Origin of the sequence: Streptomyces sp. NPDC127097 (assembly GCF_042724075.1) — a bacterium.
GTDB lineage: Bacteria > Actinomycetota > Actinomycetes > Streptomycetales > Streptomycetaceae > Streptomyces.
Genome location: NZ_JBHXFI010000009.1, coordinates 31,799 through 56,335 on the forward strand (window position 1 = coordinate 31,799; position 24,537 = coordinate 56,335).

At 72.4% G+C, this 24,537-nt stretch carries 20 protein-coding genes and 1 tRNA gene; 13 read left to right on the forward strand and 8 right to left on the reverse strand.

Going from position 1 to position 24,537, the window contains the following annotated elements; all coding sequences use genetic code 11:
- Positions 1-429 precede the first annotated feature (429 nt).
- Both ACFWJW_RS10190 and ACFWJW_RS10195 read right to left on the reverse strand, forming a co-directional pair.
- Positions 430-516 (reverse strand) — tRNA-Ser (locus ACFWJW_RS10190).
- 52 nt (positions 517-568) lie between these two features.
- Positions 569-2,032, reverse strand: a complete 1,464-nt coding sequence (locus ACFWJW_RS10195; RefSeq protein ID WP_387237468.1) for a S1C family serine protease — start codon at positions 2,030-2,032, stop codon at positions 569-571.
- Between the two features lie 586 nt (positions 2,033-2,618).
- Here ACFWJW_RS10195 and ACFWJW_RS10200 point away from each other — a divergent pair.
- The 3 genes from ACFWJW_RS10200 (at position 2,619) to ACFWJW_RS10210 (ending at position 5,287) form a co-directional block, all read left to right on the forward strand.
- Positions 2,619-3,479: a glycerophosphodiester phosphodiesterase gene (locus tag ACFWJW_RS10200; protein WP_387237471.1), complete on the forward strand. Its 861-nt coding sequence runs from the start codon at positions 2,619-2,621 to the stop codon at positions 3,477-3,479.
- Between the two features lie 140 nt (positions 3,480-3,619).
- A complete protein-coding gene (locus tag ACFWJW_RS10205) occupies positions 3,620-4,204 on the forward strand; it encodes an ATP-binding protein (RefSeq protein WP_387237474.1) in 585 nt (194 codons plus the stop codon).
- 114 nt (positions 4,205-4,318) lie between these two features.
- A complete protein-coding gene (locus tag ACFWJW_RS10210) occupies positions 4,319-5,287 on the forward strand; it encodes a DUF5926 family protein (RefSeq protein ID WP_387237477.1) in 969 nt (322 codons plus the stop codon).
- A gap of 248 nt (positions 5,288-5,535) precedes the next feature.
- Here the strand turns inward: ACFWJW_RS10210 and ACFWJW_RS10215 are convergent, their stop codons facing one another.
- Positions 5,536-6,147 (reverse strand): hypothetical protein, encoded by a 612-nt coding sequence (locus tag ACFWJW_RS10215; RefSeq protein WP_387237480.1) that lies wholly within the window; start codon positions 6,145-6,147, stop codon positions 5,536-5,538.
- Between the two features lie 197 nt (positions 6,148-6,344).
- Complete coding sequence (locus ACFWJW_RS10220) at positions 6,345-7,055, reverse strand: bifunctional DNA primase/polymerase (protein WP_387237483.1); 711 nt, start codon at positions 7,053-7,055, stop codon at positions 6,345-6,347.
- Between the two features lie 698 nt (positions 7,056-7,753).
- Between ACFWJW_RS10220 and ACFWJW_RS10225 the strand changes: the two genes are divergently transcribed.
- Together ACFWJW_RS10225 and ACFWJW_RS10230 are read left to right on the forward strand one after the other, a co-directional pair.
- Positions 7,754-9,424: a PP2C family protein-serine/threonine phosphatase gene (locus ACFWJW_RS10225; RefSeq protein WP_387237486.1), complete on the forward strand. Its 1,671-nt coding sequence runs from the start codon at positions 7,754-7,756 to the stop codon at positions 9,422-9,424.
- 235 nt (positions 9,425-9,659) lie between these two features.
- A complete protein-coding gene (locus ACFWJW_RS10230) occupies positions 9,660-11,123 on the forward strand; it encodes an aminopeptidase P family protein (protein ID WP_387237812.1) in 1,464 nt (487 codons plus the stop codon).
- 37 nt (positions 11,124-11,160) lie between these two features.
- On the opposite strand, the gene ACFWJW_RS10235 is transcribed toward ACFWJW_RS10230, so the two are convergent.
- The 3 genes from ACFWJW_RS10235 to ACFWJW_RS10245 form a co-directional block, all read right to left on the reverse strand.
- Positions 11,161-11,913: a TetR/AcrR family transcriptional regulator gene (locus tag ACFWJW_RS10235; RefSeq protein ID WP_387237489.1), complete on the reverse strand. Its 753-nt coding sequence runs from the start codon at positions 11,911-11,913 to the stop codon at positions 11,161-11,163.
- 273 nt (positions 11,914-12,186) lie between these two features.
- On the reverse strand, positions 12,187-13,755 hold the full coding sequence (locus ACFWJW_RS10240) for an MDR family MFS transporter (RefSeq protein ID WP_387237492.1): 1,569 nt from the start codon (positions 13,753-13,755) through the stop codon (positions 12,187-12,189).
- 27 nt (positions 13,756-13,782) lie between these two features.
- Complete coding sequence (locus ACFWJW_RS10245; protein WP_387237494.1) at positions 13,783-14,376, reverse strand: NADPH-dependent FMN reductase; 594 nt, start codon at positions 14,374-14,376, stop codon at positions 13,783-13,785.
- Between the two features lie 138 nt (positions 14,377-14,514).
- On the opposite strand from ACFWJW_RS10245, the gene ACFWJW_RS10250 reads away from it, so the two are divergent.
- Positions 14,515-15,258 carry a TetR/AcrR family transcriptional regulator gene (locus tag ACFWJW_RS10250; RefSeq protein ID WP_387237497.1) on the forward strand — a complete coding sequence of 248 codons (744 nt, stop codon included), beginning with the start codon at positions 14,515-14,517 and terminating at the stop codon, positions 15,256-15,258.
- Positions 15,259-15,347: 89 nt separating this feature from the next.
- Here ACFWJW_RS10250 and ACFWJW_RS10255 read toward each other — a convergent pair whose 3' ends face one another.
- A complete protein-coding gene (locus tag ACFWJW_RS10255; protein WP_387237500.1) occupies positions 15,348-15,842 on the reverse strand; it encodes an ATP-binding protein in 495 nt (164 codons plus the stop codon).
- Between the two features lie 246 nt (positions 15,843-16,088).
- Between ACFWJW_RS10255 and ACFWJW_RS10260 the strand changes: the two genes are divergently transcribed.
- The 7 genes from ACFWJW_RS10260 to pheA all read left to right on the forward strand — a co-directional run bounded on the left by ACFWJW_RS10260 (position 16,089) and on the right by pheA (position 24,260).
- A complete protein-coding gene (locus ACFWJW_RS10260) occupies positions 16,089-16,928 on the forward strand; it encodes a hypothetical protein (RefSeq protein ID WP_387237503.1) in 840 nt (279 codons plus the stop codon).
- 115 nt (positions 16,929-17,043) lie between these two features.
- The gene (locus ACFWJW_RS10265) at positions 17,044-17,832 is read left to right on the forward strand and encodes a YcnI family protein (RefSeq protein ID WP_387237506.1); all 789 of its coding nucleotides are present in this window, start codon (positions 17,044-17,046) and stop codon (positions 17,830-17,832) included.
- Between the two features lie 84 nt (positions 17,833-17,916).
- Complete coding sequence (locus tag ACFWJW_RS10270) at positions 17,917-18,561, forward strand: SCO family protein (RefSeq protein ID WP_387237509.1); 645 nt, start codon at positions 17,917-17,919, stop codon at positions 18,559-18,561.
- The gene (locus ACFWJW_RS10275; RefSeq protein ID WP_387237512.1) at positions 18,558-19,004 is read left to right on the forward strand and encodes a copper chaperone PCu(A)C; all 447 of its coding nucleotides are present in this window, start codon (positions 18,558-18,560) and stop codon (positions 19,002-19,004) included. Before ACFWJW_RS10270 ends, ACFWJW_RS10275 begins: the two co-directional genes overlap by 4 nt.
- A gap of 115 nt (positions 19,005-19,119) precedes the next feature.
- A complete protein-coding gene (locus tag ACFWJW_RS10280) occupies positions 19,120-21,501 on the forward strand; it encodes a copper resistance protein CopC (RefSeq protein WP_387237515.1) in 2,382 nt (793 codons plus the stop codon).
- Positions 21,498-23,003: an iron uptake transporter deferrochelatase/peroxidase subunit gene (gene efeB, locus ACFWJW_RS10285; RefSeq protein ID WP_387237518.1), complete on the forward strand. Its 1,506-nt coding sequence runs from the start codon at positions 21,498-21,500 to the stop codon at positions 23,001-23,003. The genes ACFWJW_RS10280 and efeB overlap by 4 nt, the downstream gene beginning before the upstream one ends.
- A gap of 330 nt (positions 23,004-23,333) precedes the next feature.
- A complete protein-coding gene (gene pheA / locus ACFWJW_RS10290) occupies positions 23,334-24,260 on the forward strand; it encodes a prephenate dehydratase (protein WP_387237521.1) in 927 nt (308 codons plus the stop codon).
- Positions 24,261-24,537: the final 277 nt, after the last annotated feature.

Here is a 24,537-nt window from a genome sequence, read left to right on the forward strand (position 1 = left end):
CCGACTCCCCCTGCTCGTCCCCATTGCGGATTCGCTCGGCAGCCGTCCGAAGCACAGCGACACGGGTGCCCGGGCTGATCCCGACAGCAAAGTGTGTTCCCGCTCGTCCTATCAGGTGGGGCGAGCTGGTCCTGCCCAACAGCCGGCCAGAGGCCCACTCCGGGTGGAAGAACGGCGGAAAGCCCTACGAGCCGCGTGGGCTGAAACGGCGGGCCCGCAACACCGACTCAGACACGAGCGAACGCCTAGACCGGCCAGGAGCTGGGCGGGTAAGCACGCCCGCCACCGCCGAAATCCTGGCCCGCCGGTGGCCCGTACGCCCTGGTCAGCGCCGGACGCAGGCGCACCAGGGTGAGACAGGCCAAACGCAGAAGGGGCGCCCCGCCAAAGCGGGACACCCCTTCTGACCAGCTACTTCGCTGACCTCTGCGGAGGCTGTGGGATTTGAACCCACGGTGACGTTGCCGCCACGACAGTTTTCAAGACTGTTCCCTTAGGCCGCTCGGGCAAGCCTCCCCGCGGCACCTGTGCGCGGGGCGCGTGGGTGTCGCGGGATCAGACTAGCGCGTCACTTGTCGCCCGTGCGCTGGCCCAGGGTGACCTGGGTCGTGTGCTCCTTGCCGTCGCGCTTGTAGGTGAGGGTGACCTGGTCGCCGGGCTTGTGTTGCCAGATCTCGCTGATGAGGGTGGGGCCGCTGTCGATCACCGTGTCGTCGAGCTTGGTGATGGTGTCGCCGGGGCGGAGGCCGGCCTTGTCGGCGGGGCCGTTCGGGGTGACGGCCTTGGAGCCGTTGTTGCCGGTCCGGGCGATGGTCGCGCCGTCGCCGGTGTCCCGCATGCCGACCTGGACGCCGATCTGGGGGTAGACCGGCTTGCCGGTCCGGATCAGGTCCTGGGCGACCCGCTTGGCCTGGTCGATGGGGATGGCGAAGCCCAGGCCGATGCTGCCGGACTGCTGGGACTCGCCGCCCAGGCCGCCGCCGTTGCCCGCCGACTGGATCGCGGAATTGATGCCGATGACGTTGCCGGCGGCGTCCATCAGCGGGCCGCCGGAGTTACCGGGGTTTATCGAGGCGTCGGTCTGGAGGGCGCTCATGTACGAGGCGCTGGTGCCGCCGCCGTCGCTGGAGGCCACCGGGCGGTCCTTGGCGCTGATGATGCCGGTGGTGACCGTGCCGGACAGGCCGAAGGGGGCGCCGATGGCGATCGTGGCGTCGCCGACCTGCACGTTGGAGGACTTGCCGAGCGGGAGCGGGTTGAGCGGGGCGCCGGAGGCGTTCTTCAGCTTGATCACGGCGACGTCGTAGCCCTGAGCGTTGCCGACGACCTCGGCGTCGTACTTCTTGCCGTTGGAGAACGTCGCGGTGAGCTTGCCGCCGCCGGCCGCACTGGCGACGACGTGGTTGTTGGTGAGGATGTGGCCCTGCTTGTCGTAGATGAAGCCGGTGCCGGTGCCGCCCTCGCCGGTGGCACCCTGCGCCTCGATCGTCACGACGCTCGGCAGCGCCTTCTGCGCTATCCCGGAGACGGAGGTGGGCTTGCGGTTCAGCGCCCCGGGGTCGCCGGGCGCGGAGACCGTCGTCGAGGCGCTGTCGTTCTGGCCCGCGGCCCAGAAGCCGATGCCGCCGCCGACACCGCCGGCCACCAGCGCGGCCACCAGGACGGCCGCGATCAGACCACCGTTACGCCGCTTGGGCGCGGGGCTCCCGACGCCCCAGGGATCGCCGCCGTACGGGGGCTGCTGGCCCCAGCCGCCGCCCGCTCCGGCGCCATGGGCGGCGCCCGGGTACGGCGGGATCTGGGCGGTCTGCTCGGTCGTGGGCTCGTCGCCGGGGTGGCCGAAGCCGGGCTGCGGAGGGTGTCCGGCGCCCGGGCCCGAGCCGACGGTCGGGGCGAAGCCCGGCGGGGGCGGTGCGTACGGGGAATCGGGAGCCTGGGCGCCGGAGGCGGACGCGGGGGCGCTGTCCGGCTGCGGCCCGGCCGGCGGCTTGGCCTCCGACGGGACGGCGGCTCCCTCGTTCTCGGTGCTCACAGCTCTCTCCTCAGCTTCATGACTGTCGGCGCCCACGGCCTTGGCAGGCTGCTTCCCTGTCGCCCCGGATCTCATCCATGCCCGAGATCCGGGACGGGCCGTTTCTTCCGGGGCTTGCAGGTCGGCCGGACCCTGGGGGTGCGTCCGGGTGGTGCGGTTCTTCTGGGGCCGGCGGGCCTCGCGGTCCGCCGGGTGATGCGGTTGTTGCGGTCCGGCGGGCCTGGGGCCCTCCGGGTCATACAGCTCCTCGTGCCGGTGGACGGGGAACCCGTACTCCAGGATCAAGGATCCGGGCGATACGGGCGAGTCCCGGTCCGCCGGTCCGGGGCCGCCGGCTGTGGTCCGCGGGTCCCGTCCCGCGCTCCCGGCCGTGCGCGAGCCCCGTCCGCGGGCCCGTCCGGTGATCCGGGCGGGCGGCACGGGCGAGTCTCCCTACCACCCTTTCCCACCGCGCGTCAGAGCACCGTAAGTCGAGGCTGTGACTGTCCCCTCATCCTTTATTCCGGACAAAACCGGCGCATCCCCCGTTCCGGCACCTTGGGTAAGCGCCCGGCGGCCCCTCGGTGGCGGATGGCACGATAACGCGGTGACCTATGCACGCCCCGCCCAGGACGCCCGTCCGGGCCGTCCCGCCATTTCCGTCATCGCCCACCGCGGTGCCTCGGAGGACGCCCCGGAACACACCCTCGCGGCCTACCGCAAGGCGATCGAGGACGGGGCGGACGCCCTGGAGTGCGATGTCCGGCTGACCGCGGACGGGCATCTGGTCTGCGTGCACGACCGGCGGGTGAACCGCACGTCCAACGGGCGCGGCTCGGTTTCCGCCCTGGAGCTCGCCGACCTGGCCATGCTCGACTTCGGCTCCTGGAAGGGCGACGGCTTCGCGAACGACGGCTTCGCGAACGAGGCGCCGGACCGGCAGCACGAGGACCCCGAGCGGACCTCCGTCCTCACACTGGAGCGGCTGCTGGAGCTGGTCGCCGACGCGGACCGCCGGGTCGAGCTGGCCATCGAGACCAAACACCCGACGCGCTGGGCCGGACAGGTGGAGGAGCGGCTGGTCGAGCTGCTGACCCGGTTCGGGCACACGAATCCGGCCATGCGCGCCGACTGGACGCCCTCGGTCCGGGTCATGAGCTTCTCGGCGCGCTCACTGCACCGCGTACGGGAGGCGGCGCCCTGCGTCCCCGGCGTCTACCTGATGCAATTCCTCACGCCACGGCACCGCGACGGCCGGCTCCCGCCCGGCGTCGGCATCGCGGGCCCCGGGATACGCATCCTCCGCTCGCACCCCGACTACGTCGCCAAGGCGCATCGCGCGGGCCACCGCGTGCACGTATGGACGGTCAATGAGGCCGCCGATGTCGAGCTGTGCCAGGAATTGGGGGTGGATGCGGTGATTACGAACCGCCCCAAGCAGGTACGAATCCAACTCGGCCTTGGGTAGAGCCCCTCACAGGGTGTGCACCGGCGCATTCGGCCCGTATTCGATCGTGTCCAATGCGTCACCATGTGCCGCTTGGCCGGTTTCCGGTCCAGTCCATTGGGGCATTCATCCCGTGGCGTGGGGCAAAGGAGGTCTCGGGGGTGGCGTTGGTGGTGGCACAAGAGGTGCCGACGTCGTCGATCATGGCCGTACCCCATGGTCCTGTGGGTGTCGGCATGGCCAGGCGGCGCATGCGTGAAGAGCTGTTGGCAAGTGGAGTTCAGGACACAGTCGTCGATGACGCGGTCCTCATCCTTTCGGAGCTGCTGAGCAATTCGTGTCGCCATGCGCGTCCGATATACGAAAACGGATCACCGGGCTCCGCAACGGTCGAGGCCAAGGAGGCCCCGGCCTCCGTCCGGGCATCCTGGCGTATCGACGCACAAGGCCGGCTGACCGTCGCGGTCACGGACGGCGGCGGCCCGACCCGGCCACTTCCGGCCACTCCGTCGGTCACGGCGCGCGGCGGCCGCGGGCTGGCGATCATCCGCTCGCTCGCCAAGGACTGGGGCGTACACGACACCGTCGTCGGCGAAGTGACGGTCTGGGCGGCCCTCTCGTTGCAAGGCGCATTCGCTACGCGCGTGGATCTGACGCCCGATCTGCCGCCCTCGCTCACCACGGGAGCCGGAATGAGCACGGGGCTGCCGCTGCCCGGCTTCCCGGACTTCGACGATCTGCCATAGCGGCACGGCAGGACACGGCGGGCGCGCGGCCGGGCGCGACCTCGTACGCAATCCTCTAGGCTCGCGCCGAAACGCGTCCGTACCGCCCAGGATCGACCAGGAGACACCGTCGCCATGGCCAAGAAGCGCCGTCCCCAGTCCCAGGCCGCAGCATCACAGATCAAGGACGGCGAGGTGCCGGTCGTCGGCGCCCGTGAGCCCTGCCCGTGCGGCTCCGGCCGCCGGTACAAGGCATGTCACGGGCGACAGGCGGCGCATGCCGCCACCGAGCTGGTGCAGCGCCCCTTCGAGGGCCTGCCCGGTGAGTGCGACTGGGTGGCGCTGCGCGAGCTGGTGCCCGCCGCCACCGCCGAGTTGACGCTGAAGGGCGGGCTGCCCGAGGGCGTCCCGTCCGTGACGCTGGCGACGGTGCTGCCGATGGCCTGGCCCGCGCTGCGCCGCGACAACGGCGCGGTGATGCTCGGCCTCCAGAACGACACCGCCTCCGGCGACCTCAGCCGCGACCTCGCCGACACCCTCCAGCGCGCGCTGGTCGCCGAGCCCGGCACCCCGGTCACCGCCGCCCGCCCGGCCCCCGACGGTCCGCGACTCCAGGACCTGCTCGACCCGGACGCGGTCTTCGAACCGGCCGTCCACACCGGCTTCGAGTTCTGGATGGAGAACGCCGAGAACGCCACCGGCGAGGTCGCCGCCTCCCTGGAGCGGGCCAACGCGGCAGCCATTCCCACCACCCGGCTCCCCGGCCTGGAGGGTGCGTACTGGTGCGAGGCCCCGGAGAAGAACCACCTGCGCTGGGTCACCGGGTACCCCGAGGAGCAGCTGCTGGACGCGCTCGCCCGGCTGCACGCCGCGGGCGCCTCCTCGCTCGGTGAAGGCACCCGGCTGGTGGGTTCGTTCCGCGCCCACGGCCTGGTCGTGCCGGTCTGGGACCTGCCCTCGTCGATGAGCGCCGAGGACGTCGCCAAGCCGGCCGCGGCGTTCGCCGAGCGGCTGGCCGAGGCGCTCGCGACGGACGCCCCGCTGACCCCCGAGGAGCGCCGGGCGCGCGGCGGGCTCACCAACCGCCAGGTCACCCTGAGCTGACCGGACCGCCCGGCCGTGCGGACCGGATGCCTCCGGGGAGCCTCGGCGTGACACCTGTCACAACTCCCCGTACCTGCCGGTAAATAGGCGTCCGGAATTCCACGATCGAATTTGCGAACCGCCGATCTCTTGTTACGGTTCTAGAAGCCCGGTCGCTGGTGCATCCCCCGTCGCCAGCGACCGGGCGCTTCCATGTCCGGAGTCAGGCGCTCCGCCCGGCCGGCCCCGCCGCCCGCGGCCCGGTACCCTCAGCGGCCCGAACCCCTGCCTCCCACGGACGAGTTACTGCCGGAGCGCAGCAGCAGCCGCTCCCCCGCCGCGTCGGAGAACTCCGCCACCGCGCGGTACGGCCCGCCCCGGCGCACGGTCGCCCCGGCCGGTGTCTCGCACAGGCCCGGCGCGTCGGCCGCCGCGACCTCACAGTTCACCTGGACGGTCGTGCCGTCCGGCCGCAGCAGCGTCAGCGCGGCGCGCAGCGGACCGCCGGTGCGGTTGCGGTAGTACGTCCGCCCCCAGGTCAGACCGTCCTCGGCGAGCACACAGGTCTGGGCCTCGATCCGCTGGGGAGCGGTGAGTTGGGGGCCGCAGCGGGAGGTACGGCCGGAGCGGGGCGGCAGGCCGGGGCCGGCGGGGGAGCCGGTGGCGGTCCGGGCGCGGGCGGCGGCGGGGCGCATGTCCGGCTTGCCGCCACTATCGGAGCTGATGCCGCTTTTGGCCGTGGAGCGGTTTTCGGACGTGGCGGCCGTCCCGGACGCCGCAAGGTCGGCCGGACCGGCCATTGCGGCGCCCAGCGGCAGGGCGATGGCGAGCACCACCCCGCCGGCCAGACCGGTCATGCGGAGTTTCTGCGCACGCTGCATGGCCCCCACCTGCGATTGAGATGCCGCTGACGGCGGCTTGACGGTGGGCCGAACCTATCGGGCGGTGCGGGTGCCGCCGGGCACCCGGACGCTGCTTCCCCGTTGTTGTCCGGGCCGGTCACACCCGAACGGGTGATCCGCCCGCGCGTTGTTTCCGCTCATCCGCCGGTCGGGCGGGACGGGCGCATCCGCGGGTGTCAGTACGCGAGCCGGCTGCCGCCGTCGGGGGTGCTGGTGCTCGCCATGACCAGGGCGTCCACGATCGTGCTCACCTTCGGCAGCCAGGGCGCGGCCGGAACGGCGGCCGGCGGCCGCTCCCAGCGGACCCGGCCCGCGGCGATCTGGGAGGGCGGGAGCACCAGATAGCCGCCCTCGCCGTGGAACCGCAGCGAGCTGGGCACCCAGTCCTGGGAGTGCAGCAGCTCGCCCAACTCCGCGAGATCGTACGGCGACACGAGCAGGGACCAGCGGGTGGGCGTGGCCACCACGGGGCCGAGGCGGACGCCGAAGTGGTCCAGGGCCGCCAGGGCGCGGGCGCCGGCGACGGCGGGCAGGCTCACCGCGCAGGGCGCGCGGCCGCCGGTGGCCAGCACGATCGGGGCATCGGGGCGGTTCGTCCACCACCAACGCACCATCCGGGCATCGGTCGTGGCGGCCAGCAGGCCGGGGTCGAAGGGGTGCGCGCCGGGCACCACACAGTCGGGGTCGGGGCAGCTGCACCGGCGGCCGGTCCGCTCGCCGAGGCCGAGCCGGGCGCCGGCCGACTGCCGGCCGGCGGGCCTGATCCCCACACCGGGAAGTACGGGCCACTGCCACTCGGTGGCGCAGTGGAGCGCCGCACCGAGCAGCGCCGACCTTCCGCCGCGCCGGAACAGGAGCTTGCGTCGCCTTCCGAGGATCTCGCGCATGAGCGCTCGTTCCTTTCCGTTAACGCCGAGGGCTTCGTCCATCGCACTACATGGCACTTCTCGCCGGTTCGCCGTTGTCCGTGCCGTGCCGCTTCATGCCGTGGTGGGGCGTTTTCCGCGGCCCGGCCGTGCAACCCGGGGTCGATCGCATCTCGATCACGCCACGTGGATCACTGGTCACCGCGTGTACAAGGCAGCGCATCACGCCGTACGCCGAGCGTGGAACATGGCGGGGGGTGGCGCACGCATGGCGATTGCGCCTCCGTGGTGCAGTCCCCGCCTCTTGGGAGTGCGTCGCGGTCGTCGCCGTATTAGACGCCGGTGTCCGCCGGAGAGTTCCGGTGCGGCCCCAACTGGCCCCGCACCTTTCCGAGTACGTACCCGCCACTGTGGTGAAGACGCGCTGCTGATCGCCGTCAGTCGACCTCAAATTGACGCTCGGGGGGCTTTTTTCAGGCCAATCTACAGACCTCGCTGACACCACAAACCCCACGGGAGAGAGTGCTGGACATCACATCGTTGATGCGTGTACATCTGGAGCATTGATAGCGGAGCAGCATGACATGGGGGTTTGCGATGCTATTGAGGAAATTGAGCGGCCAACCGCACCGCACAACATCACTCAACAAAATGCCGCACTCCCAACCAAATAGCGGCCTGACCTGGGTTATTACCTGGCGCAACGAGAGATGCCAGCCATGACCGCCCCGCACGTACCGAAAGTGGCTGGAATCGAACCAGCTCTTCCCGCCCCCACGCACACTGTCGACCCGCGCGTGGGGAAAGCCTCCGCGGACCCCACCGTCGGCACCCCGTCCGACGGCTCACCCCCCACCCCTCAGGGCGCCCCTGCGGACTCCGCACTCGACACCGCGTCAGACGCCGCCCCCGACGACGCCCCGGACATCTCCGCCGTCGACCAACTCGTCGCCGTACAGGACCGGCTGGCCGGCTGGATCTCCGACCTCAGCACCCTGCACGATCTGACCGAACAGCTCGCGCGCACCCGCACGGTGGAGGACGCCCTCCGCGAGCTGCTGCGCGCCGGCGCCTCCCTGGTCGGCGCGCGGCGCGGGCTGGTCGCCCTCGCCCCGGCCGACGGCTTCGGCCCGGAGACCACGATCGGTCTCGGCCTCGGCCACGCCGAGATCGGCACCATCGAGACCATCCCGCGCCGCGCCCTGTCGTACGCGCGGATACTGGACGGCCTCCCGGAGCCGGGCGCCACCGGCGACGACACCCGGACCGGAGCGCTCGACGACGCCCGGCACCCGGCGGGCGACACGGGCCGTCCCCCCGGGGCCCGCGGCGCGGCGGCAGCGGCCGGACCGTGCACCGAGATCTCCGAACCCGACATCCCGGGCGAGAAGGACCTCGACCCGCGGCTGCGCGAGGTCGCGGCCCGGCTCGGGTACGCGGCCAGCTACGCGGTGCCGCTCACCGCCGACCCCATCGGCAGGACCGGCGCCGCGGTCTGGCTCTACGACGAACCGGCCGCGCCCACCGAACGTCAGCGCCATCTCATCGGCCTCTACCGGGCGCACGCCGCCGAACACCTCGCCCGCCTCCTCGAGCTGCACCGCACCCGGCAGGCCGTCCGGATCCTGCGCGAGGAGCTGCTGCCGCACCGGCTGCCGCGGGTCCCCGGCGTCCGACTCGCGGTGCGGCACAGCAGCGGGCCGCGCGGCGGCGGCGACTGGTACGACGCGCTGCCGCTGCCGGACGGCGCGCTGGGGCTGGCCATCGGTTCGGTGACCGGCTCCGGGCCGAGCGCGGTGGCGGCCATGGGGCGGCTGCGGGCGTCCCTGCGGGCCTACGCCGTCATGGAGGGCGAGGATCCGGTCGCGGTCCTCTCCGACCTCGAACTGCTGCTGCGGCTGACCGAACCGGCCCGCAGCGCCACCGCGCTGTTCGCCTTCACCGAGCCGCCGCCCGGCGCGCCGGGCGGGCCGCCCGCGCCCCCGATGCCGGACGGGATCACCGACCCCTTCGCCCGCAAGGTCGTGCTGGCCGGGGCCGGCCACTGCCCGCCGCTGATCCTCGGCGAGCTGCGGACCGAGTACGTGGAGACCTCGCTGTCCGCGCCGCTGGGCATGCTGGCCTGCTGGGAAGCGCCGAGCGTGGAGATCGAGCCGACCGGCGGCGAGACCCTGCTGCTCTACAGCGACGGGCTGCTGCACCGCACCGGCGAGCCCATGGACCGCGCCTTCACCCGGCTGCACGCGGCCGCCGCGGGCGTCCCCAGGGCCGCCCGGCACGATCCCGAGGCGGTCGTCGACCACATCGTGCGCACGATGCTGCCGCAGGGTCTGGACGACCCGCTGTCGGAGGAGGACGTCGTGCTGCTCGCGGCGTACTTCGAGGAGTAGCACCCGGTCCGGCGGCTCAGGGCCGGTCGGCGGCCCCCGGCCCTGGTCGCAGGGCCGGCCCTGAGCGCGCCTCCTACGGCGGGCGGGCATGCTGCCCGGGTGCCCGTTCACACCCCCGCCGGGCGCCATGCCTCCTATGGCCGGAGTGCCGGAGAGGTCACACCTTCCTGCCCCTGGACCGTTTTCGTTCCGCACATACGATGGAATGCGGTGCAGTCTTTCCAAAGGAGGCATGGTGACCGACGAGCTCACTCCGGAGACCCCGGACGAGGACGAGCAGCCGATCAAGCAGCGCAAGAACGGCCTTTACCCGGGCGTCTCGGACGAGCTCGCGGAGAACATGAAGAGCGGCTGGGCCGACACCGAGCTGCGCGATCTGGAGCCGGTCGAGCAGGCCCCGCACGCGGCCCGGCGCCGGGCCGCGCTGTCCGCGCGCTTCCCCGGTGAGCGGCTGGTGATCCCGGCGGGCAATCTGAAGACCCGCTCCAACGACACCGATTACCCGTTCCGCGCCTCGACGGAGTACGTCTACCTCACCGGCGACCAGACCGACGACAGCGTCCTGGTCCTGGAGCCGGCGGGGGACGCCCACGAGGCGACGCTCTACCGGCTGCCCCGCTCGAACCGTGAGAACGGCGAGTTCTGGCTCAACGGCATGGGCGAGCTGTGGGTCGGCCGCCGCCACAGCCTCCAGGAGGCCGAGGCGCTGCTCGGCATCCCCTGCAAGGACGTCCGCGAGCTGGCCGACGCGCTCAAGGAGGCCACCGGCCCGGTCCGGGTCGTGCGCGGCCATGACGCCGGTATCGAGGCCGCGCTGACCGACAAGGTCACCGCCGAGCGGGACGAGGAGCTGCGCGTCTGCCTCTCCGAGGCGCGCGCGGTGAAGGACGAGTTCGAGATCGGCGAGCTCCAGAAGGCCGTCGACTCGACGGTGCGCGGCTTCGAGGACGTCGTGAAGGTCCTGGACAAGGCCGAGGCGACCAGCGAGCGCTACATCGAAGGAACGTTCTTCCTGCGCGCCCGCGTCGAGGGCAATGACATCGGCTACGGCTCGATCTGCGCCGCCGGCCCGCACGCCACCACCCTGCACTGGGTCCGCAACGACGGCGCGGTCCGCTCCGGCGAGCTGCTCCTGCTGGACGCCGGCGTGGAGACCCACACCCTGTACACCGCGGACGTCACCCGCACCCTGCCGGTCAACGGCCGCTACACCGACCTCCAGCGGAAGATCTACGACGCGGTGTACGAGGCCCAGGAGGCGGGCATCGCGGCGGTCAAGCCGGGCGCGGCCTACCGCGACTTCCACGACGCGGCGCAGCGGGTGCTCGCCGAGAAGCTGGTCGAGTGGGGCCTGGTCGAGGGCCCGGTCGAGCGGGTGCTGGAGCTGGGGCTCCAGCGCCGCTGGACCCTGCACGGCACCGGCCACATGCTCGGTCTCGACGTCCACGACTGCGCCGCGGCCCGCACCGAGCACTATGTCAACGGCACGCTGGAGCCCGGCATGGTGCTGACCGTCGAGCCCGGACTGTACTTCCAGGCGGACGATCTGACGGTGCCCGAGGAGTACCGGGGCATCGGTGTCCGCATCGAGGACGACCTCCTCGTGACGGCCGACGGCAACCGGAACCTGTCGGCCGGCCTGCCGCGGCGGTCGGACGAGGTCGAGGCGTGGATGGCCGGGCTGCTCGGCGGCAAGTAGCAGCGCGGAGCGCGGGTACGTACGTCCCCCGGTGGCCTCAACTGCCGCCGGGGGACGTGTCGTTGGCGGGCTCGCCACCGCCGGGGGAGGTGTCGTCGGCGGGCTGCTCGTCACCGCCGGGGGGCGCGTCGTCGGCCCCCGGCGTAGTCCCCTCGGCGTCACCGCCGAGGTCGCCCCCGCCGTTCCTCCCGTAGGCGCCCGCGCGGGCCGCCGCCCAGACGGCGGTGGCGGCGGACTCGGCGAGGCGCCGGTCTACGGGCCGGCGGGCGATCAGCAGCCGGTAGTAGAAGGGCGCGCCGAGCGCCGACATCACGTCCTCCGGGTCGGTGTCCGCGGGCAGTTCGCCACGGTCGACGGCCCTCCGCACCATCTGGGCGGCCAGCGTCAGCCGCTCGCCGAAGAAGGTCCGCAGCACGGCCGCCGCCTGCGGGTCCCGCGCCGCGGCGGAGACCACCGCCTCTATCAGCGCGCTCATCCGCGCCTCGCTGAAGAAGGCGGCTATCGAGCGGGCCAGCGCCCGCAGGTCGTCGGGCAGGCTGCCGGTGTCCGGCAGCGGCACATCGGAGCTCAGTTCCGTCAGCAGCTCGCACACCAGGCCCTCGATGCAGCGCCAGCGGCGATAGAGCGTCGCCACATGAATCCCGGAGCGCTGCGCGACCTTCTCCATGGTCAGCCCGGCGAAGCCGCCCTCGTCCAACTCCTCGAACACGGCGGCGAGTACGGCCTGGCGGGTACGCGCCGTACGCCCACCGGGGCGGGTCTCGCCCGGGGCTTGGTGCGCTGTCGTCACGGCGGCTCCGTATTGCAGTGCGGGTTCTCGCCAAGTATTGTCCAAGACAAGTTAACGCGAGCAACTTCGCGTTAATCATGGTGCGCGCTGGTCTCGCAGGGACAGGGGACGCCGCGGGGGAGGTCCTCCCACCGCGAGACCGCGCTGCCCATCCTCCTCTATAGGCGATTTCCGGCCAACTGCCCCACTGCCGACGTTCGCCCGGATTGACACCTCGCCTCCCGGCGTCTCACAGCGCCGACGCGCCCCGCTCTCCCCGCGGATGACGGGACTTCACGGTCCGTCCTGGTCCGTCGCCGCCGCCGGCGTCGTCCGCAGCGGCGCCTCGCGGATCAGACAGGCGGCCGCGAAGGTGACGGCGCACAGTGCGGCCGTGCCGAGCATGACGCCGTGCAGGCCGCCGGTGACCCCGGCCCGGACGGCGTCCCGTACCGGCCCGGGCAGACCGCGCAGCAGAGCGGGGGTCAGGTCGTGGCCGCCCGCGAGGCGTTCCCCGGCCGAGCCGAGCCGGTCCGTGAGGGTGGCGGTCAGGCGGCCGCTGTAGACGGAGCCGAGCGCGGCGACTCCGAGCGAGCCGCCGATGGTGCGCAGCAGCGTGGTGACGCCGCTGGCGGCGCCCATGTCGCGGGGTTCCGCGCTGTTCATCGTGAGGAGCATCGAGGGCTGCATCAGGCAGCCGAGGCCCACGCCGAGGACGAGCGTCAGCGCGGAGGTCACGGCCGTGGCGGTGTCCGCGCCGACCATGAGCAGGGCCAGCGCTCCCGCCGTGGCGACGGCGCCGCCGGCGAGGGGGTACCCGCGGTACCCGCCGCCGTTGCCGACCGCCCGCCCGATGAACAGCTGCGCGCCCATCATGCCGAGCATCAGCGGGAGCAGCAGCAGCCCGCTCCGCGTCGACGACATGCCCCGTACGAACTGCATGTACTGCGGCAGATAGCTCGCCGCGGCCAGCATCGCCGCACCCACCAGGAAGCTCAGCACCTGGGCGAGGGTGAAGTTGCGGTCGCGGAACAGCCGCGGCGGGATGATCGGTTCGGGCGCTCGCCGCTCCACCCGGACGAACCAGCCGAGCGCGGCCACCGAGAGCGCGGCGAGCCCACCGATCTGCGGTGAGACCCAGCCGTACGTCGTGCCGCCCGTGGTCCCGATCAGGGTGAGCGCCAGGATGCCGGTGGTCAGGAGGGCGGCGCCCGCGTAGTCGATGCGGGCCGTGCTGCGCCGGGCGGGCAGCCGGATGCGGAGCCCGACGATCAGGAGTGCGGCGGCGCCGACGGGCACATTGACGTAGAAGACCCAGCGCCAGTCCAGCTGGTCGGTGAGGAAGCCGCCGAGCAGCGGGCCGCCGATCATGGCGATCGGCAGCAGCACCCCGATCATCGACTGGGAGCGCCCCGCCTGCGCGGGCGGCAGCAGCGTCCCGAGCAGGGCGAACGCGCCCACGAAGAGACCGCCCGCGCCGAGCCCCTGGAGCGCGCGGAACGCGATCAACTGCCCCATGTCCTGGGCGAGGCCGCAGAGCACCGAGCTGATGAGGAAGAGCGCGATCGAGGCCAGGTAGCTGCCCTTGCGGCCATAGAGGTCGCCGAGCTTGCCCCAGATCGGGGTGGCGACGGCGGTGGTGAGCAGGTAGGCCGTCACCACCCAGGAGAGGTGGCCGATGCCGCCCAGGTCGCCGACGATGGCCGGCAGGGCGGTGCCGACGACCGTGCCGTCGAGCGTCGCCAGGATGATGCCGAGCAGCAGCCCCAGGATGACGAGGCGCGAGGGCGGCGCCGGGTCCGGCGGCTGGTCGGTACCGGGCCCCGCGGCCCCGGTCGCGGCTTCTTCCGTCCGCTGATTCATGGCTTCTCCAAGGTCTCCGGCGAGGCGTCAGGCGGCGTACGGACGGACGGTCCTGGCATCCCGGAGCGCCTGGGCCCACCAGGCGAGCTGGTCCAGCATCGCCTTGGCCGCGGCGTCGCACCGCGCGTCCTTCATCGCGTGCTCCTCGTCGAACAGGCCCCAGGCGTGGTGCAGGCTGACCGTGTCGCGGAGGGTGGTCGCGTGCAACTCGGCCATGACCAGCCGGAGTTGCTCGACCGCGCGCAGGCCGCCCGAGACACCGCCGTAGGAGACGAAGCCGACCGGCTTGGCGTGCCACTGCTCGTTGTGCCAGTCGATGGCGTTCTTCAGGGACGCCGGGAAGCTGTGGTTGTACTCCGGCGTGACGAACACGAACGCGTCGGCCGCCGCCAGACGCGGTGAGACCGCGGCGAGTGCCTCCTTGGTGCCGGGCGCCGGCGGCTGCCCGAAGGCCGGGAAGACGGTGGGCAGCGGGGTCTCGCTCAGGTCGACGACGTCCACGCCCATGTCGTCGCGCTGTGCGAGATGGCCCTTGATCCACTGGGTCACGACGGGCGCGAAGCGGCCCTCCCGGGTGCTGCCGACGACCACCGCGACGCGGAGCTGCTGCGGCTTGCTCATGGAACCCCCTGATGTGTACGACGATGCGCACGACTGATGTGTACGGCGTATCCAGACGCGTACAACGTACACGGCACTGTGTACACCGTCCACCGGCGATACGCTGTACACGAAAGCCGGCCGGAGAGGAGCTCACGCATGGCAGCCCAGAAGAAGAGCAGGGAGGCGGATGCGCCCGTGCTGTGGGAGCGCCTGGAGCGTCCCGCCGCGGCTCCCCGCGCCGCGCTGACGCCGCAGAAGATCGCCGCCGTGGGCGTGCGGGTCGCCGACGCCGAGGGCTTCGCCGCCGTCACGATGCGCCGCCTCGCCACCGAGCTGGGCGTCGCCCCGATGGCCGCCTACCGCCATGTCTCGGGCAAGGACGACCTGTGGGCGCTGATGGTCGACCAGGTCATGGCCGAACTCACCGTCCCCGACGAGGTGACCGGCTGGCGTGACGTGCTGCGCGGCTACGCGCTGGGCAGCCGCGCCATGATGCTGCGGCACCCCTGGCTGGCCCAACTGCCCACGCCGCACTTCGTCCTGACCCCGAACCGGATGGCGGCCGCGGAACGCCAGCTGGCCGCGCTCGACGGCCACGGCATGGACACCGACACGATGATGGCCGCCTTCCGCGCGGTCAACGCCTATGTGCACGGCGCGACGCAGGCCGAGGCGGCGCTGCACCAGTACATGGAGGACAACGGCTGGACCAGCGGTGACGAGTCCCGCCGTGCGCTCGCCCCGCAGATGACCTACCTGATGGAGACCGGCCGCTACCCGACCTACCGGCGCTACGCCCTCGGGGCCGTGCGCAAGGACGACGCGGCCTGGCAGTTCGAGACGGGGCTCGACTGCGTGCTCGACGGCATCGCGGTCAGGGTGGGCGATCAGGGGCGCTGATCAGGGTGGGCGATCCGGGCCGGATCAGGGTCGGTGATCAAGGTCGGGGCTCAGGCCCGGCGATCAAGGCCGGCGATCAGGGCCGGTGATCACGACGCCATCGGGAGCGCCGCGCCCTCCCGCCACTTGAGGATCTTGTCGAAGCTGACCACCGCGCCGGGGCGGCCCGTGCGATTCCGGTAGCGGACGTGGTCGGTGAGGGCCTCGATCAGAAAGAGCCCCCGGCCGTCCTCGGCAAACTCGGGAGCCTGCGCGGGGGTGGGCACGGGGGCCGCCGGGGGGAGGGGGCGGTCCGTCGCCGTATGGGGTGGGGCGGGTGCGGGGCGGTGGTGGAAGCCGGGGCCCGAGTCGGTGACTTCGATGCGGCAGGTGTCGCCGTCGATGAAGGCGGTGACGCGGTAGTCCTCGGTGGTGTCGCCCCCGTGCTCGACGGCGTTCGCGCAGGCTTCGGAGAGGGCCACCGACAGGTCGTAACAGATGTCCGGGTCCACGCCCGCGGTCTCCATCGTGCCCAGCAGCAGGCGACGGGCCAGCGGCACGCTCGCAGCCTCGCGCCGCAAATGGAGTGACCACCAGATGCTCATCGCTCCAGCCTCCTGGCCGCGGCTCGACATATCGATACCTATTGCCGCGCCGCAAGGTCCGTAAGCATGTCCGGGACGTGATACCGCTCATTCGGCGGATGCGAAGAGTGAGCGCATCGGTGTAGGTGCCGCGCCGCCCGTGCGCCGCCGCGCGCCCTGCCTGCCTCCTCGGACGCCCCGCCGGGCGCCCCTTGACTCCGACCTGCCGTCGGAGATCCGCGGGACCAGTGGGATGATGGCGCGGCCATGACTCCACCGCCCGCCTCCACAGCGCGCGCAGCCGCCGATCTCCGGCTGTTGAGGGCCGCGGTTTTCACCGCGGTCTGCGTCGCGCTGTCCGCGGGCGGGCACATCCTCGCCTCCTGCGCCACCGTCCCGCTGTGGACGCTGGGCGTCGCCGCCGCCGCGGTGTTCGCGGTCGCGGCGCCGCTGGCCGGGCGGGAACGCACCCTGCCGGGGATCGCCGTCGGGCTCGCCGTGGGACAGCTCGCCCTGCATGCGCTGTTCGCCTGGGGCCAGCAGCCGGCACCCGCCGTGGCGCGGAGCGGCTCCGGCGTCGGCGGGCTCTCGGACCAGGCCGCGATCAGCATGGCCCGTCATGTGATGTGCGGGCTCGGCACCGGCCGGCTGGACGGTGCGCAGGCGCGCCGGGTGCTCGGCTCGGGTGGCTTCGACGCGGCCTCCGCCGCCGGCGTGACCGCACCGGCGGGGCACGGGACGGCCGGGGCCACGGCCACCGCCGACCCCGTGATGCACGGTCTGCTGCCGTCGCTGCCCATGCTGCTGGGGCATCTGCTGGCGGCGCTCGCCGTCGGCTGGCTGCTGCGGCGGGGCGAGGCCGCGCTGTGGCGGCTGGTGCGGCTGTCGGCCCCGGCGGCGTACGAGACGACCGTCCAGACCCTGGCCGGTGCGGTGCGCAGGGCGCTCGTGCTGGTCCGCGCCCTGCTCATGGGCCTCGGAGCGGCGCACGACGAGGCGCGGCGCGCCCCCGTTTCGTACGGGGATGACAAACCCGGCCCGAAGGACCTCGCACTCCACCACAGTGTCGTCAGGCGAGGGCCACCCACCCTGGCCCTCGCGGCCTGACCACGCGCGAAGCACGCTCCCACAGGACAGGGGCACGGGCTCGCGCGGCGTCACCGCACGCGCGCCCGCTACACCGTCACCAGCACCTTTCTCCTTCCTGTGGAGTGTTTTTCCGATGTCGAAGATCTCGAAGATGACGCAGACGCCGCAGCAGCAGTCGGACGCGTCCGGCGCCCGGCGGCTCGCCCGGCGGCTGCCGCTCGTGGGCGCCGCCGCGGTCGGCGGTGTGGTGCTGCTCGCAGCCCCGGCCTTCGCTCACGTCAGCGTGCAGCCGACGGGCACCGCCCCCAAGGGCGGCTATGCGACCGTCAACTTCAAGGTGCCCAATGAGCGGGACGACGCGTCGACGGTGAAGCTGGAGGTCACGCTGCCGACCGACCACCCGCTGGCGTCCGTCATGCCGCAGCCGGTGCCCGGCTGGAAGGTGAACGTCAAGAAGTCCAAGCTGGCCAAGCCGCTCGAAATGCACGGCGAGAAGATCAGCGAGGCCCCCTCGAAGATCACCTGGACCGCGGAGGACAAGGGCGTCGAGCCCGGTCAGTTCCAGCAGTTCCCGGTCTCCGTCGGCATGCTGCCCGAGGACACCGACCAGGTCGTCTTCAAGGCGCTCCAGACGTACGACGACAAGGAGGTCGTGCGCTGGATCGAGCCGACGAAGGAGGGCGCCCCGGAGCCGGAGAGCCCGGCACCGGTCCTCAAGCTCACCGCGGCCGAGGAGGAGGGCCACGGCGCCGCCGGCGCGGACGACAAGAGCGGCGGCAAGGACCACCTCAAGAACGCCGCGGCCACCGAGGACGCCCCCGCGAGCGACACCACGGCCCGCGTCCTGGGTGCCGTCGGCATCGTCGTCGGCATCATCGGAGTCGGCTTCGGAGTGTTCGCCGGCCGGCGCCGCAGCGTCTGAGCACCGACGGGCCGGCGCCCGACGCGCGCCGGCCCGACGCCCCTTCCCGGACACCCGGGACACAACTCACGGGATTTATCTGCAATGCGTAGAACGACCCTGCTCGCGTCCGCCCTCACGGCGGCCGCGGCACTCAGCCTGACCGCCTGCGGCGGGGACGACAGCAAGCCCGCCGCGGTGGTGTCCGGCGGCACCGCCAGCAAGTCGATCATCACGCTCGACAGCCCGCTGGCGAAGCCGGACCTGGTCCTGACCGACACCCACGGCGCCAAGTACGACCTGCTGAAGAAGACCGAGGGCCACCCGACCCTGATCTACTTCGGCTACACCAACTGCCCGGACGTCTGCCCGCTGACGATGGCCAACATCGCGGTCGCGGTGAAGCAGCTGCCCAAGGCCGAACAGCAGGACCTGCGGGTCCTCTTCGTCACCTCCGACCCGGAGCGCGACACCCCGGCCGCCCTCAAGAAGTGGCTCGGCGGCATCAACAAGGACTTCGTCGGGCTGACCGGCAGCTTCGACACCATCCAGGGCGGCGCGCGCAGCGTGAACATCGGCATCGAGAAGCCGGTCAAGAAGAAGAACGGCGATGTCGTCTCCACCCATGGCGCGCAGGTGCTGCTGACCTCCCCCAAGGACGACAAGATCCACTGGATGGGGATGCAGAAGGCGACCTCCGACGATTTCACCAAGGCACTTCCGAAGATCATCAAGGGGCAGAACCCGTGAACCGCCGCATCACCCTGGCCACCGCCCTCACCCTCACGGCCGGACTCGCGCTGGCGGGCTGCGGCGGGGACGGCGCACCGAAGCTCGAGGCCGTCGACGCGTACATGCCGCAGCCGGTCAACCAGGACATGGCCGGCGCCTACTTCACCGTCAAGAACAACACGGACACCGCCGACAAGCTCACCTCGGTCACCACCAACCTGGCCAAGGACATCTCGATCCACAAAACCGTGGGCACCAAGATGGAGCGGGTCGAATCGCTGCCCATCCCGGCCAACGGCACGCTCCGGCTCGGCCACGGCGGCAACCACCTGATGTTCATGGGGCTGAAGAGCAAGCCGACCAAGAACGACGTCGTCACCGTCCAGCTGCACTTCGCCCACGCCGAACCGATCCGGGTGTCCATCCCGGTCAAGGCCGCCGACTACCAGCCGAAGCACTAGCCGCACCACTAAGGGCTGTCCCGTCATCGGAGAACACACAGGTCCGAAGTAACCAGCCGCGGCCGGAAGCACCGCACCGGCCGGCCGCGACAACGGAGTAAGGGGAGCGATCACTATGGTCACCACCGGGCTTCGCCCGCGACGGTCCGCCGTGCTGCGCCTGCTGGTCGTCGCGCTCGCGCTGGCCGGCACGCTGCTCGGCGGGCTCGGCGGTGCCACACCGGCCTCGGCGCACGCCGCGCTGACCGGCAGCACCCCCGCGCAGGGCTCGGTGGCGGACCGCGCCCCCGGGCAGGTGACGCTCACCTTCTCCGAGGGCGTCGCGATGGGCGACGACTCGATCAGAGTGCTGGACCCGCAGGGCAAGCGGGTGGACGACAAGAAGCTGCGGAATCTGAGCAGCAACCGCGTCGTCAAATACGGCGCGGGGCTGCCGTCCGGGCTGCGCGACGGTACCTACACCGTCGCCTGGCAGGCGGTCTCCGCCGACAGCCACCCGGTGTCCGGTGCCTTCACCTTCTCCATCGGCGCCCCCTCCAAGACCACCGCCCCGGTTCCCCAACAGGAGGCCGGCGGCGGCCTGGTGGGCGCGCTCTACGGCATCGCCCGCTATCTGGCCTACGCCGGGTTCGTGCTGCTGGCCGGCGGCGCCGCCTTCGTGGTGGCCTGCCGGCCCGCCGCCGCTCTCGTACGGTCCGTACAGCGGCTGGTGGTGTACGGCTGGGCGCTGCTGACCGGCACCACCGTCGTGATGCTGCTGCTGCGCACCCCGTACACGGGGTCCGGCGATCTCGCCGATGTCTTCGACCTCGGCGGCCTCCAGCAGGTCCTGATCACCAAGCCGGGCGCGGCGCTGGTCTCCCGGCTGCTGCTGCTCGCCGCCGCGGCGCTGTTCGTGGCGGTGCTCTTCGGGGCGTATGCGCGGGCGCATCAGGTGGCGGGGGCGGAGGAGTCGGGGGAGGCGGACGAGCCGGGAGAGGCGGACGAGCTGGAGGAGTCCGCGGAGCCGGAGGGGTCGGGGCAGCCGGGGGAGTCGGATGCCGCTGAGGAGGGCGTGGGTGCCGCCGAGGAGGCCAGGCGGCGCAAGGACCTCACCTTCGGTCTCGGCTTCGGCGGCGTGATCGTCGCCACCGGGCTCGCCGCGACCTGGGCGATGGCCGAACACGCCTCGACCGGGCTCCAGCCCGCCGTGGCGATGCCGGTCGATGTGCTGCATCTGCTGGCGGTCGCGGCCTGGCTCGGCGGGCTGGCGGCGCTGGTGGTGTCCCTGTACTGGGGCCCGGCCGTCGAGCGGGCCGCCGTCCGCCGCTTCTCACGGATCGCCTTCGGCTCCGTAGTGGTGCTGGTGGCCACCGGCCTCTACCAGTCCTGGCGGCAGGTCGGCACCTGGAGCGCGCTGACCGACACCGCCTACGGGCGGCTGCTGCTGATCAAGGTGGCGCTGGTCGTGGTGCTCGTCGGCATCGCCTGGCTGTCGCGACGGTGGACGGGGCTGCTGGCGGAGGTACCGGCGGGGCAGGTACGGACGGCGGAACTCCGGGCGGCGGAGAAGGCCGAGGACGTCGAGCAGGAAGCCGGGCAGGAAGCGGAGCAGGATCCCGGGGAGGCGGCCGAGCAGGCGGCCGAGCAGGACGTGCGGGAAGAGCGGGAACGGGAAGAGCGGGAAGAGCGGGAAGCGGAGAAGGCGACCGTCGGTGTCTCGGCCGCCACTGCCGGCGCGGGCCCGAAGAGCGGCCCCTCCCCTAGTGGTTCCTCCCCCAGTGGTTCCTCCCTTAGTGGTTCCTCCCTTAGTGGTTCCTCCCCTAGTGGTTCCTCCCCGAAGAGCGGGTCCTCCCCCGCCTCCGACGAGACACCCACCCCCCACGACACCCCCGCCACCGACGACGGCCCTTCCGACGACGGCTCCCCGGCCCCCGACCCCGCCCGCGCCGCCCAACTCGCCCGGCAGCAGGCCGCGGCGCGTACCGCCCGGACCAAGCGGCAGCGGGACGCCGACCCCGAGCGGCTGGGACTGCGCCGGTCCGTGCTGGCCGAGGCGGCGGTCGCGGTCGTCGTGCTCGTGGTCACCACGGCGCTGACCGCCACCGAGCCGGCCCGTACCGAAGCGGCGGTCAAGGCCACCTCGGGCGGGCAGTCCGCCGAGGCCGCGCGGCCGCAGTCGCTGACCATCCCGTTCGACACCGGTGGCCCGGACGGCAAGGGCACCGCGCGCATCGGCCTCGCCCCCGGCGGCAGCGGCCGCGCCAATACGCTTCAGCTGCGAATCAGCGACCCCTCGGGCAAGGCCATGGACGTCCCCGAGGTGAAGGTCTCCTTCACCCAGAAGGCCAAGAAGCTCGGCCCGCTGTCGGTCACCACCCGGCACACCGGCAAGGGCCGGTGGCGCGCGAGCGGGATCCAGCTGCCGGTCCCCGGGAAGTGGCAGCTGTCGCTGGTCGTCCGCACCTCTGACATCGACCAGGTGACCGAGATCAAGAACGTGAAGATCGGCTCATGAGCAAGCAGACCCCCCGTAAGCAGACCGCCCGCAAGCCGGCCGCCGCGAAGCAGGACACGTCGCAGCAGGCGGCGGCGCAGCAGCCGGGTGCGAAGCAGGCCCCCGCGCAGCAGACCACCGGCCGGAAGACCCCCGGCACGGACTCCGGCGCCGGTTCCGCCAAGACGGGCGGCGGGCCCACCAAGACGGGCGGCGGGCCCACCAAGACGGGCGGCGGTCGCGTCCCCGCCCCGGCCACCGCCCCGGCACCGGAGACGGACGGGTCGCCCGCCAAGGAACTCTCCCGCCGCCGGCTGCTCGGCACCGTCGGCGCGGCGGGCGCGGCCGGGCTGGTCGTCGGCGGGGCCGGGGGCGCCGCCGCGGTCTCGGCGGCACGGGACGACGCCCCCGAGGCTCTGGCCACCGTCGGCTCGACCCGGGTTCCGTTCCGGCCGGCCGGCGGCGGGCACCAGGCGGGGATCACCACACCGTTGCAGGCCAAGGGCCATCTCGTCGCCTTCGACCTGGCACCGGGCACCGACCGCAAGGCCGCCGCGGCGCTGCTGCGCCGCTGGTCGCGGACGGCCGAGGAGCTGATGGCCGGCCGGGCCCCGGACGCCGACACGGGGGTCGCCCTCGACGCGGGCCCGTCCTCGCTGACCGTCACCTTCGGCTTCGGCCACAGCTTCTTCGGCCGTACGGGCCTGACGAAGCGGCGCCCCATCGAGCTCGACCCGCTGCCCGACTTCTCCGCCGACGCCCTGGACCCCGCGCGCAGCAACGGCGATCTGTGGATCCAGATCGGCGCCGATGACGCACTGGTCGCCTTCCACGCGCTGCGCGCACTCCAGAAGGACGCGGCCGGCCGGGCGCGGCTGCGCTGGCAGATGAACGGCTTCAACCGCACTCCGGGCGCCACCGCGCACCCGATGACCACCCGCAATCTGATGGGCCAGATCGACGGCACCAACAACCCCAAGCCGTCGGACAAGGACTTCAATGAGCGGATCTTCGTCGGGCGGGACGCCGACCAGGCATGGATGCGCGGCGGCTCGTACGCCGTCGTACGCCGGATCCGGATGCTGCTGGACGACTGGGAGAAGCGTTCCCGGCACGATCAGGAGAAGGTCATCGGGCGCCGCAAGGACAACGGGGCGCCGCTGACCGGCGGTTCCGAGACCACCCCGATGCGGCTGGACGCGAACCGCCCGGACGGGCTGCCGGTCATCCCGGCCAACGCGCATGCGCGAATCGCGGCGCCGGAATCCAACCAGGGCGCGGCGATGCTGCGCCGCCCGTTCTCGTACCACGACGGGTTCCGGGAGGACGGCGCCCCGGACGCCGGGCTGCTCTTCGTCTGCTGGCAGGCCGATCCGCTGCGCGCCTTCACCCAGGTCCAGCGGAAGCTGGACCGCGGGGACGCGCTCTCGCCGTTCCTGCGGCACGAGGCGAGCGGCCTGTTCGCGGTCCCGCCGGCCGCGGAGCGGGACGGCTACGTCGGGCAGCCGCTGCTGGAGGGGTAGCCGCCAGGGGTCCTGGTGCCTGGGACCAGGTGCCTGGGACCTGGTGTCCTGGGGTCTGCGGCTTGGGCTCCGGAGGGGTTCCCCCTGGGCCTGGGGTCCGGGGTACCGGAGGAGTGTCCCCTAGGGCCTGGGCGCGGCGGCGCGGTGGGCCTTAGGGAGGGGTCGAACGGATGCCGTAGGGGAGGGGAGCGCCCCCTCGGGGGCCACAACGGGGTGGGGGGTGGCGGTATTCCCGTGTACCGGCCGGGGGCCGGAGCGGCTGGGTATCGTGGCAGGGCAGGGAGAAGATCGGCGGGGTGCCCCCGCAGTTACGCGAGGGAGTCCTTATCCATGTCGGCCAGCCGCTATACCTATCTGGGCCCCGAGGGCACGTTCACGGAGGCCGCGCTGCGCACCCTGCCCGAGGCGGCGACGCGTGAGCTGACGCCGATGGTGTCGGTGCCCGCCGCCCTGGACGCGGTGCGGGCCGGTGAGGCCGCCGCGGCACTGGTGCCGATCGAGAACTCCGTCGAGGGCGGGGTGACCACCACCCTCGACGAACTGGCCTCCGGCGAGCAGTTGATGATCTACCGCGAGGTGCTGCTGCCGATCGCCTTCGCGCTGCTCGTGCGCCCCGGTACGGCGCTCAGTGACGTGAAGACGGTGACCGGGCACCCGGTCGCCCAGCCGCAGGTGCGCAAGTGGCTGGCGGCCCAACTCCCGGAAGCCGTATGGGAGTCGGCGGCCTCGAACGCCGATGGCGCGCGGCTGGTGCAGGAGGGCCGCTACGACGGCGCGTTCGCGGGCGAGTTCGCGGCGGCGACGTACGGCCTGACGCCGCTGGTCACCGACATCCATGACGCGCAGAACGCGGCCACCCGCTTCGTGCTGGTGGGCCGCCCGGCCCGGCCCGCCGCGCCCACGGGCGCGGACAAGACCTCGGTCGTGCTGTGGCTGCGCGCGGACCACCCCGGTGCGCTGCTCGAACTGCTTCAGGAGTACGCGGTGCGCGGGGTGAACATGATGCGCATCGAGTCCCGGCCGACCGGTGAGGGCATCGGCCGCTACTGCTTCTCCGTGGACTGCGAGGGGCACATCACCGACCGGCGGGTCAGCGAGGTGCTGATGGGCCTCAAGCGGGTCTGCCGGGAGGTGCGCTTCCTCGGCTCGTACCCCCGGGCGGACGAGGTGACGGCGAGCGTACGGCCGGAGATGACCGACACGGCGTTCACCGACGCGTCGGACTGGCTGGCGCGCTGCATGGACGGGCGGAGCTGAGCCGCCGACGAGGCTGCACGGCCGGGCCGGCGGGGCCTGCGGAAGAGCACGACCTGCGACTTTGGAAGACCTTCGAGTTATCCACAAAGTTATCCACAGGGCCGGTTCTCGACCTGTGGGTAAGTCGACATGAGAGTCGGACACAGTCGACATATCGCCCTACTGACCCCACACCGTTCCACAGCACCCCACGTCGGGCACCGTCAGCACAATTCACCTGATCAATCCTTTAGGGCGAGGCAATCCCACACGAAAGAGTGCGTGAACAACGTTTGGA